Here is a 17,296-nt window from a genome sequence, read left to right as displayed (position 1 = left end):
TTAACAATAGTTTACCTTTTTACATTAAGTTAAAATGAAGAACAAAGCAAGACATTTCAGAATTTGGGAGGAAAATAATGACAGATCTAACAAAAAAGCCTTATAACTTATCAAGCGCAGAAATTGATTTTGTCAAAAACAAAGTGGCAAATATGCCACTTTCTGCTAAAATAGGACAACTTTTCTTTGTAATTGGTGAGGATGAAGACAACACTGACTTAACAGAGTTTGTTAAAAAATATCAACCAGGTGGCATCATGTACCGGCCTGATAAAGCCCAAAAATTGCAACATGAAATAGCAGTATCTCAAAAAGCAAGTGCAACTCCCCTGTTCATTGCTGCTAATTTGGAAGCTGGCGGCAATGGTTTATTAACTGAAGGCACATGGTTTGGCAGACCCTTACAGGTTGCCGCTACGGATGACGAACAGAATGCATATAATTTGGGTGATGTATCAGGCTATGAAGCAAAACAAGTTGGCGGCAACATGTCTTTTGCACCAATTGTTGATTTAGACCAAAACTTCCGCAACCCGATCATGAATGTGCGCACATTTGGTAGTAGCGAAGAGCGTGTTATCAGAATGTCTGATTCACAAATCAAAGGTCTTAAGGCTAATCATGTTATTCCGGTAGCTAAACACTTCCCTGGAGACGGCGTTGATGAACGCGACCAACACCTCTTGAGCTCAATTAACTCCTTGTCTGCTGACAAATGGATGGAATCTTACGGGCAAATCTATCATCATTTAATTCAAAATGGTCTGCCTGCTGTCATGATTGCCCACATTATGCAACCAGCTTGGGAACGCCGTTTACAGCCTGGTATTGAAGATAAGGATTTACGTCCTGCATCTACTTCCAAATTACTAATTGATGGCCTTTTGCGCACTGTTTTGCATTTTAATGGTCTCACAATAACTGATGCCACACCAATGATCGGATACAATGCAATTTTGCCACGTTCAGAAGCCTTACCTGCAACCATTAATGCGGGTATCGACATGATCTTATTCAACAAGGATATCGATGAAGACTATCAATTTGTGACTGACGCAGTCAAAAGTGGCAAGATTTCTATGGCAAGAGTGGACGAAGCTGTTACCAGAATAATTGCAACTAAAATTGCACAAGGCGTAATGAATACAGAAAATAACCTTTGCGAACCCGCATCGCGAGAAATTAATTTAAAGTTAGCTGAACACGAAAAACTGGCCGCCAAAGTAGCACAAGAATCTGTTACTTTAGTTAAAGATCGTGACAAACTGCTACCGATTACACCAGAAAAATATCCTCGTGTTCGTTTAGTCGTTTTAGGTGATACAGACGATGGTGGTTTTAAGGAAGGCGGTAAAGTAACCGCAAAATTTAAAGAGAAACTGACAGAAAAAGGATTTAAAGTTACAGTTTTTGATCGGAAAAATCTTAATTTTAAAGAGGTTTTCGAAGGTGGAGTGCAATATGAAAAAGATCAATTTGACCTGGCATTTTATGTTGCTAACGTTGAAACGGCAAGTAATCAAACGACAACAAGACTTGATTGGATTCATCTAATGGCAGCAGACGCTCCGTGGTTTATGAAGGACATCCCTACTGTTTTTGTTTCCACTTGCAATCCCTATCACCTATTCGATATTCCAATGGTTTCAACTTATATTAATGCTTATACAGGCAATGATGTCACAATTGATGCTCTTCTGGAAAAAATGATGGGAAATGATAAATTTAGTGGACATAGTCCTGTTGATCCTTTCTGTGGCCGCTTTGAGACTCACTTATAAGGAGGCAGATCAATGTTAAAAATTAAAGATATTTTAGTCAATCATTATGCTGAGCCTCTTGGTTATGATTTAGACAACCATTTGAGAATTGAATTCAGCGCTGAAGCGAGTCAGATTTCAAGCAATATTCAAAAAAGAATAACAATTGATGCAAATGAACCAATTTTTGACAGTCAGTGGCAACAATATGATAACAATTACTTTGACTTTAAATTGGAGCTTAAACCGCGCACGAGATATGACGTTACTGTTTGGTTAAAAAGCGCTGATACCCAGACAAGCGAAAAAAGCTTCTTTGAAACTGGTAAGATGAATGAGCCTTTCACTGCCGAATGGATCGGTAATCAAGATAAAAACATTCAAAATACTCTTTTAAAGAAAGAATTTACTGTACCTAAGGAAGTTGTTAATGCACGTCTTTATATTAGCGGTTTAGGGGTTTACGAAGCTTATTTGAACAAGCAAAAAATTGGTGATGAGTTTCTTACCCCCGGCGTCACTGCATATGACAAGCTAGTACAAATTCAAACTTATGATGTTACCGCAATGCTGGCGGAAAAATCGCAGCAAGAACTTTTGATTTCCCTTGGTGATGGTTGGTACAAAGGCAACTTTGGCTTTGATGGTGGTAAAGATTGCATTTATGGCGACCAGCAAATGGCCATTGCTGAACTGCATATCGCATATGATGATGGTAGTAGTGAAGTGATAAACACAGACTCTTCTTGGAAAACTACTGCTGGAAAAATTACCAAATCAGCCATTTATTATGGTGAAGACTTTGACGCTACCAAGAAAATAACTAATTGGCAACCGGTAATCGTATTACACCATACTAAAGAAATATTGCACGACCGTTTAAGCCTACCATTAAAAATAAAAGAATATTTACCTGTTAAAGAAATTATTCATACTCCTAAAGGTGAAACAGTTCTTGATTTCGGTCAAAATCAAGCTGGTTGGCCAGAATTTAAAAATGCGGACCCTTCTGGCAGCGAAATTGATTTACAAGTGGGCGAAATTCTGCAAGATGGTAACTTTTACCGGGATAATCTTCGAGAAGCTCGTGCTGCCTTTCATTATATTTCGAATGGTGAAAAAGAATGGATTAGACCACACTTCACCTACTACGGTTACCGCTATGTTAAAGTTTCCGGCAATTCAAAACCCTTAAGAAAAGATGATTTCAGGGCAACGGTAATTTATTCCGATCTTGAAATTACTGGTGGTATAGAAACTACTAATACCAAAGTTAATCGCCTGCTCCAGAATGTTTTGTGGAGTCAAAAAAGCAACTTCTTTGATGTTCCAACAGACTGTCCGCAACGAGACGAGCGTTTAGGCTGGTCCGGTGATGCCGACATCTTTGCCAGCACTGCCATTTTAAACATGAATGCTTACGCCTTTTTCAAAAAATATGCTAAAGATATGAAAATTGAACAGGCTGCACACAATGGAATGCTAACAATGTATGCTCCTGCAATGGGCAATAATAGTGGTGGTGCAGCAATTTGGGGAGATGCCGCAACCGTTATTCCCTGGACAGCATACCAAGCAACAGCTGATCCGGCTATTTTAAGACAAAATTACTCCAGTATGAAGTCCTGGGTAGATTGGATTGGTCAAGCAACCACTACCAAGAATCTTTGGACTGGTTGCTTTCAATTCGGTGATTGGCTGTCTTTAGATGGTGAAAACCCAGCGATGCCTAGTGGAAAGACTGACGAAGATTATATTGCTTCAATTTATTACGCCTATTCCAGTTGGATTGTTGCTCAAACAGCTAAAATTTTAGGTAATGCCAGTGATGCTAAGAAATATGAACAACAAGCTCAAGCTATTAAAACAGCCATCAAAGACGAATTTATTACTAAAAATGGCCGGCTGGCAATTGACACACAAACTGCATACGCCCTAGCCCTTCATTTCGATTTAGTACCAGAAAAACAGAAAAAACGTGTAGTTAAAGATTTAGTTCAAAGGTTAAATAAGGATCACAACCATTTGCAAACTGGTTTTATTGGAACGCCTTTTATTTGTCAGGTTTTATCTGAAAATGGCGAACATAAATTAGCGACACAAATTTTTCTAAACGAAGATTTTCCAAGCTGGCTTTATGAAGTTAATTTGGGTGCCACTACTATTTGGGAACGTTGGAACTCCGTGCTGCCAGATGGCTCAATGAATCCTGAAGGAATGAATTCTCTTAACCACTATTCAATCGGTGCAATCATGCAATGGGTTTATCAACAAGTTTTGGGATTAAGAAAGCAAACCAAGGGCTACCAAAATGTGCTCTTTGCGCCTCAATTTGATTATCGGTTTAAAAAGGTTTCTGGACACTACCACAGTTCATACGGTGATCTCAAAATGGCATACCAACTTGAAACTGATGCTCGGCACACTATCAAGGTCAACCTCAGCATTCCGTTTGGTCAAAAAGTAACCGTAAAATTACCTAGAGTGAAGAATAAAGTAGAACTTAATGGTCAGCCAGCATCGATACCATTGGAATTAACTAATGGTGACTTTACAATCTCTTATGTACCTGAAAGAAGTTATATCGAATACTACAATATCAACATGCCTGCCAAACAACTAATGAAAGATTCAGAGATTGTTAAACAATTAAAATCAATTAATCCAGTCTTTGATTTTTTGCAAGATCCTGATAATCTCGCAAAATTTGGCGAAAATTCCCTGGTGAAGTTAAATAATTTGTTGCCATTTATTAATATCTCAGATAATGACTTTACCCAAATTAATAAAATACTTGACACAACACCTGTAGCAAGTGAAAGGAAGTTTTTAAATGAAAGGCGTTCTATTTGATTTAGATGGAGTCATCGCAGATACATCTGTCTATCATTTCCAGGCATGGCGCAAATTAATTAAAAATCATTTCAATCTTGAGTTGCCGGATGAACTGGAAAAGCAAACTAAAGGCGTGAATCGCAGTGATTCTTTAAAAGCAATTTTAAACTTTTTAGCTATCTCCGTTTCAAAAGAACAGTTTAATGAAATGACTAATGAGAAGAATAATATTTTCCGCAATTTGCTGGCCAATTTAACACCCGCAAATATCTTGCCTGGAATTAATGAATTGATTTCTGCCTTTAAGAAGAATAATGTCAGACTTTCCTTGGCTTCGGCGAGTCTGAATGGCCCCTTTATTTTAGAAAAATTACAATTAACAGATGCATTCGATGCTATTGCCGATCCTAGTAAAGTAGCTGCTGGTAAACCTGCTCCAGATATCTTTATTGCTGCAGCCGCGGCCATAAGTCTCAAGCCACAAGACTGCGTTGGTATTGAGGACTCAATTGCTGGCATCACTGCTATTAATAAGTCAGGGGCATTATCCGTTGGTGTTGGCTCTAAGAAAGACCTCAAAGATGCTAAAGTCCTTTTCCCTAAAACAGCAGCTTTAAATTATAAGCAAATCGAAACTGCCTGGAAAAAATTTAGCTTAGAAAAATAATTAAAAAATAAAAGCTCGTGAATAAAATAATATTTTTTCACGAGTTTTTTGATGTTTAAAATAAATTGATGTAAGTAAGGTATTGGTTTTTTAATGACAGAAATAATTATTCGCCTAAATAGGCAAAGGCAACTTTTTCATCATAAAGATGAAATACTTTTTCAAAAAGGAAGCGACAAATCATTGCTACTACAACCGGAAATACTATCCAGACAATTAATGCCATTACAATATTAATGCTTGCTTTACCAGCGTCTAATGAGGCAAGAGGTCCAACTAAGCCAACAAGGCCAAAGCCAGCAGAAGCTGGTGTGCCACTAACATGGAATAAGGCTACTGGAATAGCGGAAAGAGCTGCAGTAATTAAGGTTGGCAAAACGATAATTGGATATCTGAAAAGATTAGGCATCATCATTTTCATTGCTCCCAGTGCTATGGCTATGGTAACTCCAGATTTATTAGTGCGCCAAGAATGAACTACTAATACCAAAGTGGTTGCGGCCACCCCCATCGCGGCTGCTCCTGCGGAGATACCATTTAACTGAATTGCCATACCAATAGCAACAGTTGATATTGGCGAAATGATTAAGACTGCAAACATACAGGAAATTAAAATACACATTAATATTGGTTGTAGGTTAGTAAAGGAGTTAATTACAGTTCCCAGCCAAGTGGTAATTTTACTAACATAAGGCAAAATTAACATGCCAATTAGACCAGCTCCACCACCCACAAAAATCGGTGCGGCAACAATTTTGACAGAGCCAAAATGTTGTCCAACTAATAGCAAAAATCCCACAGCTGTAGCAGCTGTAATCATCGTATTAATCAGATCGCCTGTTCCTGCAGATACAAAAACTCCTTGAACTTTAGTGGCTGGGTTAACGATCTGTGGCACAAACTTGGTTACTCCAGAACCAACATATGCGGCAGCTCCTACAATAGCAACGTCGAGTGGCTCCATTTTAAATTGAATCGCAATTAGAGCTCCAATTAATAGTGGCGTAGCACATTGAAAAATCAAAAGCGCTTGATTAATAGTTGCAGTCATCGGATTTTGTCCAAATAACTTTAAAATTGCGCTGACAACTGCATTGGGAATTAGTCCCACAATAATTCCAGTTGCAGTTCCAGCTAAAATTTTATTAAGAAAAGTTTTTACTGTTATTTTATTTGTGTTGGTTGTATCAGCCATATTTATACTCCTTTAATTAAATAGTTCTTAAGTATGCTTTGTCAGCAAAATAATTTGTGACAAAATCGAAATATGCTGATTGCTAATTCGTCTCATTGCTTTTTCCTCCCTTAAAATTAATTATTAAGTATTTTATCATTTTATTTAAAAATGTACACTAAAATGTTAATTTATTTTAATATTAATTATCTGGCAAAAAAATAACTTCATTTATTGCAAATGAAGTTACAACAATTAACGAAACTATTTAATTATTTATCTTATTTTTTGCTCAAGTCTAAACAAGTTTAAATAACTTAGTAAAATTATGACACTGACAAACGTCAAAAATAGAAAGGCTTCTTGACTTCCTTGAGCAGTGAGTGCAGCATAATTGCCCGGTCTTTTTTGCCAAGAAGAAATAATGGCAGCCATTACTGTAGTCCCCATTGAGCCAGCATATTGCTGGCCAGTTTGAAAGACTGCGGTAGCATCAGTATGCAATTCTTCTGGTTGCAGTTTTGAGGCCTCTGCCATTGTGTTGTTAAACGCCATTTGGCGACCAATAATCATAATTCCGTAAAAGACACCGACCATCACTGTACTAATTTTTAAGCTAAAAATCGCAAAAAGCAGACATGCTGTTAAACAAAATACTGTTCCGGTCAACAAAGGTAACGGTGCACCCTTTTTATCATAAATACGTCCAAACCACGGATTTAAGATACCACTAATAATACATCCCGGAAGTAAAACTAAACCACCAACAAGAGAACTAGCGTGATTAACAATCTGCACGTAGTTAGGAACGGCAAAACTGGTGCCAATATTAATAAACTGAAGTAACAGATAGGAAATCATGGCAAAAATAAAGGGTTTATTTTTGAAAATACTCAAGTTTATTAATTTCTTCTTACTTGAGCGTGAGAGTTTAATAAATAAGTATACTAAAATGGCCACTACTACCATGCTGAGCCAAAAGCCGATATCTGTTAAACCATTACTAATGCGATTAAAGCCTAAGTTAAAAATAATCATTGCACTGGCAATAACGATATAGCTTAACCAGTCAAAGCTGGGATGCTTTTTTTCATGGTATTGCTCTACCACAAATAGGCCCAAGATCATGATGATTATTGCAATTATAGCTACAATTTCAAAAATTAGTGGCCAGCCAAAATAGTAAACCACAGTGCCACCAAAGGTTGGCCCCAAAGATGGTGCAAGTATAATAACTAAGCCTGTTAGTCCCATGTAAAAGCCCCATTTTTCTTGCGGCATCAGTTCAACAACCATGTTGAACATTAATGGAATTGAAAGACCGGCACCGATTGACGAAATTAAGCGACCTGCCAGTAAGACCCCAAAATTAGTCGCAAAGCCCGCTACAACCGATCCGGCAATAAAAGCAATTGCAGCAGTTAAAAATAATTGTCTCGCGGAAAAACGATCATTCAAATATGAACTCGCAACCATAATTACAGAAATTGTCAGTAAGTACCCAGTTGTAGTCCACTGAACTAATCCCAAACCGATATGAAATTGTTTCATTAAAGTGGGAAAAGTAACATTTAAGCTAGTTTCAGTTAGTATTGAAACAAAAGCCATTAAAGCACAACTGATAATCGCCAAAACCCGTTTTGGTGTCTCTCTTTTTTCTTCCATATATTTCTCCTTAATAAAAAAGGGTTAAAAGTCATAAACTTTTACCCTTTCCATTATGATTAAATATCACTATATATGATGTACAGGTTAATCTCTATATATTTATGTTAGTCTTATTTAAAAGAAGTTGCAATAAATAAAAATTAGTTTTCCTGTTTAAATCTATTAGCTAGGTCATCGTGTAATTCTTCATAACCTGGTTTGTTAAGCAAACCAAACATATTACGCTTATATTCTTCAACGCCTGGCTGGTTGAATGGATTAATGCCATTGACATAACCAGAAACAGCAATAGCCAACTCAAAGAAGTAAATTAAGTAGCCTAAAGTATGTTCAGTTTGATCTGGAATGTTAACTGTCATTACCGGTACTCCACCATCTGTGTGAGCCAGAACAACACCCTCATAAGCACGTTCATTGACAAAGTTTAAACTCTTACCGGATAAGAAATTCAGCTGGTCTAAATTGCGATCATCAGAAGGAATTTCGACATCATTTGTGGGGTTTTCAACTCTAATAACAGTTTCAAAGAGGTTTCTTCTGCCTTCTTGAATATATTGTCCTAATGAATGAAGGTCGGTAGTGAAATTGGCACTTGCTGGCCAAATACCTTTATTATCCTTACCTTCAGATTCACCCATTAATTGTTTGCACCATTCACTAAACATTCTTAAAGTGGGTTCGTAATTTTCAACTATTTCAGTAGTGTAACCCTTGCGATACAAAATATTACGCAATGCAGCATATTGATAAGGAGTTGCTTTACTCAAGTCTGTATCGGTGTAATCGGCTCTGGCATCAGCAGCACCTTTCATCAACTGATCAATATCAGCTCCAGAAACAGCTATTGGTAAAAGACCCACAGCCGACAAAACGCTGTAACGACCACCAATATCGTCCGGCACAACAAATTCTTCGTAGCCTTCAGCGTCTGCCTCAGTCTTCAATGCTCCCTTAGCCTTATCGGTGGTAGCAAAAATTCTGGTCTTAGCCTCTTCTTCACCATACTTTTTAATTAATTTATCTTTAAAAATGCGGAAAGCAACAGCTGGTTCGGTAGTTGTACCAGACTTAGAAATAATATTTACGCTAAAGTCCTTATCGCCAACCCACTCGATTAAGTCATGTAAGTATGAGCCGGACAATGAATTGCCGCAAAAAACAATAGTAGGATATTTTTCTTTACCCTTACCGTAAAACGCACCATTCAAAAATTCAACGGCAGCTTGAGCACCTAAGTAAGAACCACCTATTCCGATACATACCAATACTTCAGAATCACTTTGAATCTTTTTAGCGGCTTTTTTAATTCTGGCAAACTCATCTTGGTCATAATTAACTGGCAGATCAATCCAGCCAAGAAAATCATTACCTGCACCTGTGCCATCTTTAAGCTCTTTAGCAGAAGCATCAATAATAGCCTGCATTTCACTTAGTTCATTTTCATGAACAAATGGGGTTAATTTGGTGCTATCAAATTTAATTAAACTCATATTTACGCTCTCCTTACTGAATTAAATACTTCTTTCACAAGAACATTTTAGCAATCTTATTTTATAAATGCCAGACCTTTTAGTTAGTTTTACGAGACTTTCTCCTGATTAACATAACCAATAAGTAACCAAAATAGCCAACCGCCGTGCCGCAACTATTAAAGAACACATCATCAATATCGGTCACTCCAGTTTCAAGCAAAAATTGCATCCCTTCAATGAAAACCGAAAAAATAATTCCGGCTAATAAAACCCGCCAGAACGTTTGCTTTTTGGGAAAAACAAATGGTGACAAAAAGCCAAAAGGTACAAAACAAAGAATGTTACCCAAAGAATTATAAAAAAAATCAAGCCTACTTTGAGCGTGATACATTTTCCACGTTTCCCTGAGAAAGACAAAATTAATTTCATTAAGAGGCCTGTGAAGGTTTAAGGTTAGATTCCAAGGAAAATACGTATTGCGAAAAGTCGTCAACATTAAAACTAATATCAAATAAAAAGCAAATAGCCATACTGCTGCTTCTGACTTTACTGTACGTCTGCTTCTAATAGTCATCAGCCAAATTAAACGCATTACCATAAAAAATAAAAAGTAAAAAAGAGTTTTATCAAGTGCCAACATGATTAGCTTAATCAAAGCAAAATGATTTATTTTGGTCGCATAAAGTTGTGAAAGCTGGTTATATATTGGTCCTAAAAATATCATACTGGTTCAGTTCCTAAAATAGAGTTCATTTAAATTATACTCAAATTTCCTGTTTAATTATTAAAAAAGGTCTAACTATTTGGAAAAGATTGTCTAAAAGTCCAGAAACTTTTAAAATAGTCTGATAAGGGAGAGTTCATTTTGAATAAAAAAAATCTGACCAATTTCATTCAGACTCGTATAGGCTTTTTTTGCCTTCTGGTTGTTTTATTTACACTGAAATACATTTTTGCCGCCTATCATGATTTCAACTTGGGTATTTCCGACCCCTATCAACATTTTATAATGTGGCTGAGTCCGGTTGGCAGCGCTATTTTACTAATTAGCATTGGACTTTATTTTTCTAAGCCGCTTGTTTCTTATTGTGCCATGCTGCTGCTTGATGTCGCAAATTCTGGATTGTTATTTGCAAATATTCTTTATTACCGTCAATTCTCTGATTTTATCACCGTCAAGACCATAACTAATGCTGGAAAAGTCGCTCCTGGTTTAGGAAAAAGTGCTGTAGCACTACTTCAGCCTTCCGATATGCTATTGTGGCTTGATCTTATCGTGGTAGTTACACTATTAATCACTCACAAAATAAAAATTGATCAAAAATCTTTTGGCCTTCTTACCCCTTTTGCCGTTACTTCTGTCGGTAGTTTGGTTTTGGTTCTAAATATTTTTCTGGCCGAATCATCCAGACCAAGGTTATTAGGGACAACTTTTGATCGTTCATACATTGTCAAGTACCTCGGTATTAATACTTATACTGTCTATGATGGTATTAAGAATGAACAAACGGAACAGGTAAATAGAAATGCCAATACTGCCGATTTAAACAAAATTTTGACTTATAACCAAAGAAATAAATTGCCCGCAAATCCAGAGTACTTCGGTAAAGAAAAGGGCAAAAATGTTATTATTATTCATCTTGAGAGCTTTCAACAATTTTTGATTGATCTGAAAATTAACGGAAAAGAGGTCACACCTTACCTCAATTCAATTTATCACGACAAACACACTTTGAGTTTTGCCAATTTTTACCATCAAGTCGGTATTGGTCGTACCAGTGATGCGGAGAACATGCTGGAAACTGGCACATACGGTATTTCTGATGGCTCTTTATTTACAGCGATGGGCAGTTCAAACACCTTTCAGGCTGCTCCACAGATTTTACGTCAACACGGCAACTATACGTCAGCGGTATTTCATGGTAATGTAGGTACTTTTTGGAATCGCGATGATGTTTATAAAAATCTTGGTTACAATTATTTCTTTGACCAAAATTACTTTAGCCATGATAAAAACGACCACATCGGCTACGGTATTAAAGACAAAATATTGTTTGCTGAAAGTATTAAATATTTAGAAAGAATGCAGCAACCTTTTTATACTAAATTCATCACCGTAACTAATCACACACCGTTTGATATGGATGAAGAAGATCTGGATCCAACGTTTAAAACCAGTGATACTTCGGACAAGTCAATTAACAACTACTTTGAAACAGCCCATTATCTGGATCAATCTATTCGCGAATTTTTCGATTACTTAAAGAAATCCGGTTTAATCAAAAACACTATGGTAGTGATCTACGGTGATCATTACGGCTTAACTAATTCGGAGAATGAAACTTTAGCACCGATTGTTGGTGAAAGCTCTGATACCTGGAATGCTTTCAATAACGTACAAATGCAACGCGTGCCTTTTATGATCCACGCACCCAATCTCAAAGGAAAAATTAAACACAAAGTCGCTGGTGAAATTGATGTTTTGCCAACAATACTTCATCTTTTAGGCATTTCTAACCGTAATTATATTCAATTTGGCCATGATCTGTTAGCTCCCAAATATCGTCCGTGGATTGTTTTTAGGAATGGCACGATTGTCAGTCAAAAGTACGTCATTATCGGTGGTAAGGGCCTTAAAGGAGTAGTCTATGACCGTAAAAGCGGCAAGCAAATTATCAATTTTACTGAACAAGAAAAATATGAAATAAACAAGTTAGCAAAAGAAGGTAAAAAATCATTAAAATATTCAGACTTATTAAATAATCATAATTTGTTACGATTTTACACCCCCAGCGGTTTTAAACCAGTTGACCCAAATGAGTTTGACAACTTAACTAATTTTAAACAAATGGAAAATATTAGACAGCAGTTAAAAAATAAATCAACCGCACTGATAAGTAAACACCGCAAATCTACTACTGGTTTGTATAAGACAGATGCCATTGAATTAAAGGGACGTGAAGAAGAAATTACTGCTATTCCAGAATCTGTTTCTGGTAATCACTTAACTGAAAAGAAAAATAAATCTAGTAAAAAGAATAAAAAGTCATATAATAAAGAAAAATAAGAATTCGGAATCTTTGGAGGATTAAAATGCTTTATGTAGTGATTCTTTTAATTATTGTAATTTTATTACTCTCCTGCTGTCGGGTTGTCCCTCAAAATAATGAAGGCCTAATAGAAACACTGGGAAAGTATTCCAGAACTGTAAAGGCGGGATTAGTACTGATTATTCCAGTAATTCAGAGATTACGCAAGGTCTCACTGGCAATGTTTCCCGCAGAAATTTCCAAATATTCAATTATTACCAAAGATAATGCAGAAATCACTACCAGTCTAACTCTAAATTATTTGGTAACAGATTCTTACAAGTATTTTTACAACAACACGGATTCAGTTAAATCTATGGTCGAACTCATTCGGGGACACTTGCGTGACATCATCGGAAGAATGGACTTAAACGACGCCTTAGGCTCAACTAGCAGCATTAACACTCAACTTTCAGAAGCTATTGGCGATTTAACAGACATTTATGGCATTCGGGTAGTTCGGGTCAATATTGATGAACTTCTACCTAGTCCAGAGATTCAAAGAGCAATGGATAAGCAGCTTACTGCAGACCGTGAAAAAATAGCAGCTATTGAAAAGGCGGAAGGTGAAGCTAAAAATATTGAATTAACTACCAAAGCTAAAAATGACGCTCTGATTGCTACAGCAAAGGCCAAAGCTGAAGCTGTTAAAACCGAAGCAGACGCAGAAGCGTATCGCATTAACCAGCTACAATTGACCTTGGCAAGAGCTAGTGATGGCTATTTTAAGAATCAAAGCTTAGACAGTTTCAATAATTTAGCTAAAGGTCCCAATAATCTAATTGTGGTAGGAAAAGATGAAATGACTAATCTTGGTTCAATTCCTGTAACTGCAAAAGTTTGGCACGAAACAACTAAAAATGACAAATAGGTTATAAACATAAAAAATCATTTCCAAAAAAGGAAATGATTTTTTAATCTTCAAGATATTGTTCATAGCCCTGGTCAAAAAGTATGATTGTAAATTCCGCTCCTTGATTGATTGCAGATTGGACACTAATTTTGCCACCATGCTGTTTGATCAAAGAGGATACAATAGATAATCCTAAACCATATTCTCCTTTACCAGAGCGGCTGCGTGAAGGATCAGCCTTAAAGTATCTTTCAAAAGCGTATTTAATTTGTTGCTGATTCATTCCGATACCATTATCTTTAATCATAATTACCGTGGCGTGTGCAATTCTATAACCGCTAATTTCAATTTTACCGTTAGCAGTAAACTGAATTGCATTCTGTACCAAATTAACCATTATTTGGGTAAAACGATCTTTATCTGCATAAACAGGCAGATTTTTTGGAGCAGTGATAAAGATTGTATCATCAGCTTTAGCAGCATTTTGCTTAAGTTGCATTGTTACATCATCAAATGTCTTTCTGGCATTAAAGCGCGTTTTAACTAAATTTATTTGGTTATTGCGAATTTTTTCATAATCCAAATTTTCATTAACTAAACGAATTAACCGCTTAGTTTCTCTACTCATCAAGGCAATAGACTTGGGCTTAGCTTTATCAGGAATTGCATCATATTGTAAGCCTTCTAAAATACCATTTATCGTAGTCAAAGGTGTGCGCATTTCATGAGCAGCATCAGCCATAAACTGGTCTCGCCTTTTTTCTTGCTCCTTCACTTCTTGATTTGATTTTTTTAATGTCCGAACCATCTGGTTGAAGTTATCTGCCAGCTGAGTTATTTCATCATGACCACAGTAATGTGTCTGCACATCAAAGTCACCTGCTGTAACTTTTTTGGTAGCGACAGATAACTTTTTAATTCTATTGGTTGCATAAAAAGAAAGAATCAAGCTTAGTACTAAACCTACTATCATGGCAGAAACTAACGCGTTGAAGAGATTTTGTTTAGCAATTCTAACAGGCCGCTCTACTTGAGCAATTCTGACTCCTAACCACATTGCTCCAATAAATTTTCCTTTATCCTTCCAGGGTAAAAGTACACCAGTACAAGCATCCTTTTTATAGCCTAAGCTGGAGAGTGCTTCATTATTATTTTTAATACGCAGCTTCTTGCCACTTTTCAATTGTCTCAGGCGGTGAGGAGTTAGTTTAATTTTGTCATTTTTTTGAGGATAAACTTGTGAACCTTGTGCATTAAAAACGCTAAGATACACCCTATCGCTATGAAGGACAAATTCTAGCTTATTTAAAAATTTAGGATTCAGCATTGCTGCTCCGTCTTTTTTATCATTTGTAGCCAAAGTCCCTAACGCTGCGGCAAAATCTTCCATTCGCCGATAATTATATTCATATGACTGCTGAGTAGTATTATTGATTTCAGAAAAACCGATTATTGATACCGTAGTAATAATGATTAGTAAAAAACTAAGCATATGCTGATAAATCAACTTCATAATAAAGCCTACGAATCATCAAATTTATAGCCAACCCCCCAAACGGTTTGGATCACATTTGCACCTACTTTTTCCAATTTTTGGCGCAATTTTTTAATATGTGCATCCACGGTGCGATCTTCACCATAATAATTATAACCCCAAACAGATTCTAATAATTGTTCACGAGAAAAGACCTGCTTTGGCTTCTGGGCCATGGTATATAACAAATCAAATTCTTTGGGGGTAATATTTTGAACATGTTTATTGTCATATAATACTTCACGTCTGCTTGTAGAAATTTTAATATGATTAGTTACCACATCAAATTTTTCTCCGGATTCTGCTGTTTTGGTTTGTTCCTGCTTATCATCAATTCTGATTCTGCGTTGCAAAGCTTTAATACGTGCTATTAGCGCCAAAGGACTAAATGGCTTAGATACATAATCGTCGGCACCAGCATTAAATCCTTGAATTTGTTCTTCTTCACTGCTGCGCGCAGTAAGCATAATGATTGGAATTGATGGTGAGATTGCACAAACTTCTTTAGCAACTTCTATGCCATCTTTTTTAGGTAAATTAAGGTCTAGAGTGATCAAATCATATTGATCAGGATTCTCAGCAAACATTTTAACGGCTTGTTCCCCATCAGTGGCAACATCCATGGACCATCCTTCTTTTTCGAAAAACATCCCCATCATTTCTGCAACCGACTGATCATCCTCGACCATTAAAATTTTCAGTTTCATTTTCTGTCCCTAAATCCTTTTGTTCTCTCCTTTTTTACTTTGTCAGGGTCTATATAATCTGCCGGCAATTCATGACGAATTATCAAAAATTTTTTAAGACTTTTTTCAGTAGCCATGATTGGAAAGATAATGAAAAGATAAAATGTCAGCAGCCAAAGTAAAAAGTAACGATCCCATTTAAGTAAATGGATTCCAACTCCTAATAATAATTGCATTAAACCAAATATAATAAAATAACCACCTGCTTTATGCTGAGCAAATTTAAAACTTGCTTTATTCACTGTGGCCAAGTACGAATAATATCCGTAAAACGGCCAAGGTCTTTTCGGAGGTGAAATGAGCCATAATAGCCCAACTATTAACATAATTGAGCCACAAGCTATATAGATCATATTTTATTATTCTCCTTAAATATTAGGCGTAGAAATAACCAATTTCATATTACCTGTGAATGTAAATTTTTTAATGTTATTAGGAATTATCAGATTTGTTCCAATTGATAGGTCATATGATTTATTTTCAATTTGAAGTGTACCTGTCCCCTTTATGATTGTTACTAATAAGTAGGGGTGACTATTTAAACCAGTATGCCATTTTCCAGCTAAATCTATTTGCCACAAATAAAAATGAGGTGAAACAGGTGGTGCAACCAAAGTTTTAATAGTAGCGTCCTGCACGTGATCTATTGTAATATCCAGTTTAGGATCAACATGTGGGACTTGAGTAACAGCGATTGATTTTTGGGTATGCAGTTCGCGTTTCTTACCAGTTTTTTGGTCAATACGATCATAGTCATACAACCTGTATGTCACATCACTAGATTGTTGGGTTTCAATAACTAATATTCCCTTAGTAAGCGCGTGGATTGTTCCTGAAGGGACATAAAAGAAATCACCAGTTTTTACTGGTACTTTGCGTAAAAGTTTATCCCATTCTCCCTTTTCTATCATTTCAGCCAGTTCTGCGCGAGTTTTGGCAGTATGCCCATAAATTAGATATGATCCAGGATCAGCCTGCAAAACATACCAGCTTTCAGTTTTGCCACTATCGTTTTCTACTTTGCGAGCATATTCATCATTGGGATGAACCTGAACAGACAAATTATCATTTGCATCCAGGAACTTTACCAGCAGCGGAAATTCTTTACTTTCAGGATTGCCAAATAGCGTCGGGTTTTCTTGATAAACCTGACGCAGACTTTGCCCTTTAAATTGACCATTGATTACTGTAGAAGCATCCTCTTTATAGCCGGATATTACCCAAGCTTCTCCTACCTTGCCATCCGGAATATTATAATTAAAGATTGTTTTCAATTTGCGTCCACCCCAAAGTTTGGGTCTAAAATAAGGAGTAAGAAAAATTGGCTCCATTTTAATCACCTCTCTAATAGTTTAATCTTTTAAGATGTAAATTTAAAACTATTTTTTCAAATATGACAACATTTATTATTGTTATAATAATACTTTTTGCTAACCTCTGCTCACATAAAATAATTTAATTGTAATAGTGTGCTTAAAAAGGGCAAGAAAAAGCCCGT

The 17,296-nt window shown here is 36.3% G+C and carries 13 protein-coding genes; 5 read left to right on the top strand and 8 right to left on the bottom strand.

What is annotated here, in order from left to right; translation table 11 throughout:
* Positions 1-77 precede the first annotated feature (77 nt).
* The 3 genes from H3R29_RS01625 to pgmB are packed head-to-tail and all read left to right on the top strand — an operon-like array spanning position 78 to position 5,262.
* Positions 78-1,781 carry a glycoside hydrolase family 3 protein gene (locus H3R29_RS01625; RefSeq protein ID WP_198202378.1) on the top strand — a complete coding sequence of 568 codons (1,704 nt, stop codon included), beginning with the start codon at positions 78-80 and terminating at the stop codon, positions 1,779-1,781.
* Positions 1,782-1,793: 12 nt separating this feature from the next.
* Positions 1,794-4,613, top strand: coding sequence for an alpha-L-rhamnosidase (locus H3R29_RS01620; protein WP_198202377.1), 2,820 nt, complete (start codon positions 1,794-1,796; stop codon positions 4,611-4,613).
* Complete coding sequence (pgmB, locus tag H3R29_RS01615) at positions 4,594-5,262, top strand: beta-phosphoglucomutase (RefSeq protein ID WP_198202376.1); 669 nt, start codon at positions 4,594-4,596, stop codon at positions 5,260-5,262. The genes H3R29_RS01620 and pgmB overlap by 20 nt, the downstream gene beginning before the upstream one ends.
* Positions 5,263-5,368: 106 nt before the next feature.
* Here pgmB and H3R29_RS01610 read toward each other — a convergent pair whose 3' ends face one another.
* The 4 genes from H3R29_RS01610 to H3R29_RS01595 form a co-directional block, all read right to left on the bottom strand.
* Positions 5,369-6,457 carry a PTS sugar transporter subunit IIC gene (locus H3R29_RS01610; RefSeq protein WP_198202375.1) on the bottom strand — a complete coding sequence of 363 codons (1,089 nt, stop codon included), beginning with the start codon at positions 6,455-6,457 and terminating at the stop codon, positions 5,369-5,371.
* Positions 6,458-6,712: 255 nt separating this feature from the next.
* Positions 6,713-8,101, bottom strand: coding sequence for an MFS transporter (locus H3R29_RS01605; protein ID WP_198202374.1), 1,389 nt, complete (start codon positions 8,099-8,101; stop codon positions 6,713-6,715).
* Positions 8,102-8,244: 143 nt separating this feature from the next.
* On the bottom strand, positions 8,245-9,594 hold the full coding sequence (locus H3R29_RS01600; protein WP_198202373.1) for a glucose-6-phosphate isomerase: 1,350 nt from the start codon (positions 9,592-9,594) through the stop codon (positions 8,245-8,247).
* A 79-nt stretch (positions 9,595-9,673) separates the two neighbouring features.
* The gene (locus H3R29_RS01595; RefSeq protein WP_046324683.1) at positions 9,674-10,300 is read right to left on the bottom strand and encodes a VanZ family protein; all 627 of its coding nucleotides are present in this window, start codon (positions 10,298-10,300) and stop codon (positions 9,674-9,676) included.
* Positions 10,301-10,441: 141 nt separating this feature from the next.
* Between H3R29_RS01595 and H3R29_RS01590 the strand changes: the two genes are divergently transcribed.
* Together H3R29_RS01590 and H3R29_RS01585 are read left to right on the top strand one after the other, a co-directional pair.
* The gene (locus H3R29_RS01590; protein WP_198202372.1) at positions 10,442-12,643 is read left to right on the top strand and encodes an LTA synthase family protein; all 2,202 of its coding nucleotides are present in this window, start codon (positions 10,442-10,444) and stop codon (positions 12,641-12,643) included.
* 26 nt (positions 12,644-12,669) lie between these two features.
* Complete coding sequence (locus H3R29_RS01585; RefSeq protein ID WP_198202371.1) at positions 12,670-13,536, top strand: SPFH domain-containing protein; 867 nt, start codon at positions 12,670-12,672, stop codon at positions 13,534-13,536.
* 43 nt (positions 13,537-13,579) lie between these two features.
* Here the strand turns inward: H3R29_RS01585 and H3R29_RS01580 are convergent, their stop codons facing one another.
* From H3R29_RS01580 to manA, 4 genes are read right to left on the bottom strand one after another with little or no spacing between them, the layout of a single operon-like run.
* Complete coding sequence (locus H3R29_RS01580; RefSeq protein WP_198202370.1) at positions 13,580-15,031, bottom strand: cell wall metabolism sensor histidine kinase WalK; 1,452 nt, start codon at positions 15,029-15,031, stop codon at positions 13,580-13,582.
* 8 nt (positions 15,032-15,039) lie between these two features.
* Positions 15,040-15,759, bottom strand: coding sequence for a response regulator transcription factor (locus H3R29_RS01575; protein WP_046324679.1), 720 nt, complete (start codon positions 15,757-15,759; stop codon positions 15,040-15,042).
* Positions 15,756-16,151 (bottom strand): SdpI family protein, encoded by a 396-nt coding sequence (locus tag H3R29_RS01570; protein ID WP_122025933.1) that lies wholly within the window; start codon positions 16,149-16,151, stop codon positions 15,756-15,758. Before H3R29_RS01570 ends, H3R29_RS01575 begins: the two co-directional genes overlap by 4 nt.
* Before the next feature lie 15 nt (positions 16,152-16,166).
* Complete coding sequence (gene manA, locus H3R29_RS01565; protein ID WP_198202369.1) at positions 16,167-17,129, bottom strand: mannose-6-phosphate isomerase, class I; 963 nt, start codon at positions 17,127-17,129, stop codon at positions 16,167-16,169.
* Positions 17,130-17,296 lie beyond the last annotated feature (167 nt).

The organism is Lactobacillus sp. M0393, assembly GCF_016102025.1.
In the GTDB taxonomy this organism is placed as follows: Bacteria; Bacillota; Bacilli; order Lactobacillales; family Lactobacillaceae; genus Lactobacillus; species Lactobacillus melliventris.
Note: the sequence above shows the minus strand (reverse complement) of the source record. Positions and strands in the feature narration are given on the sequence as shown.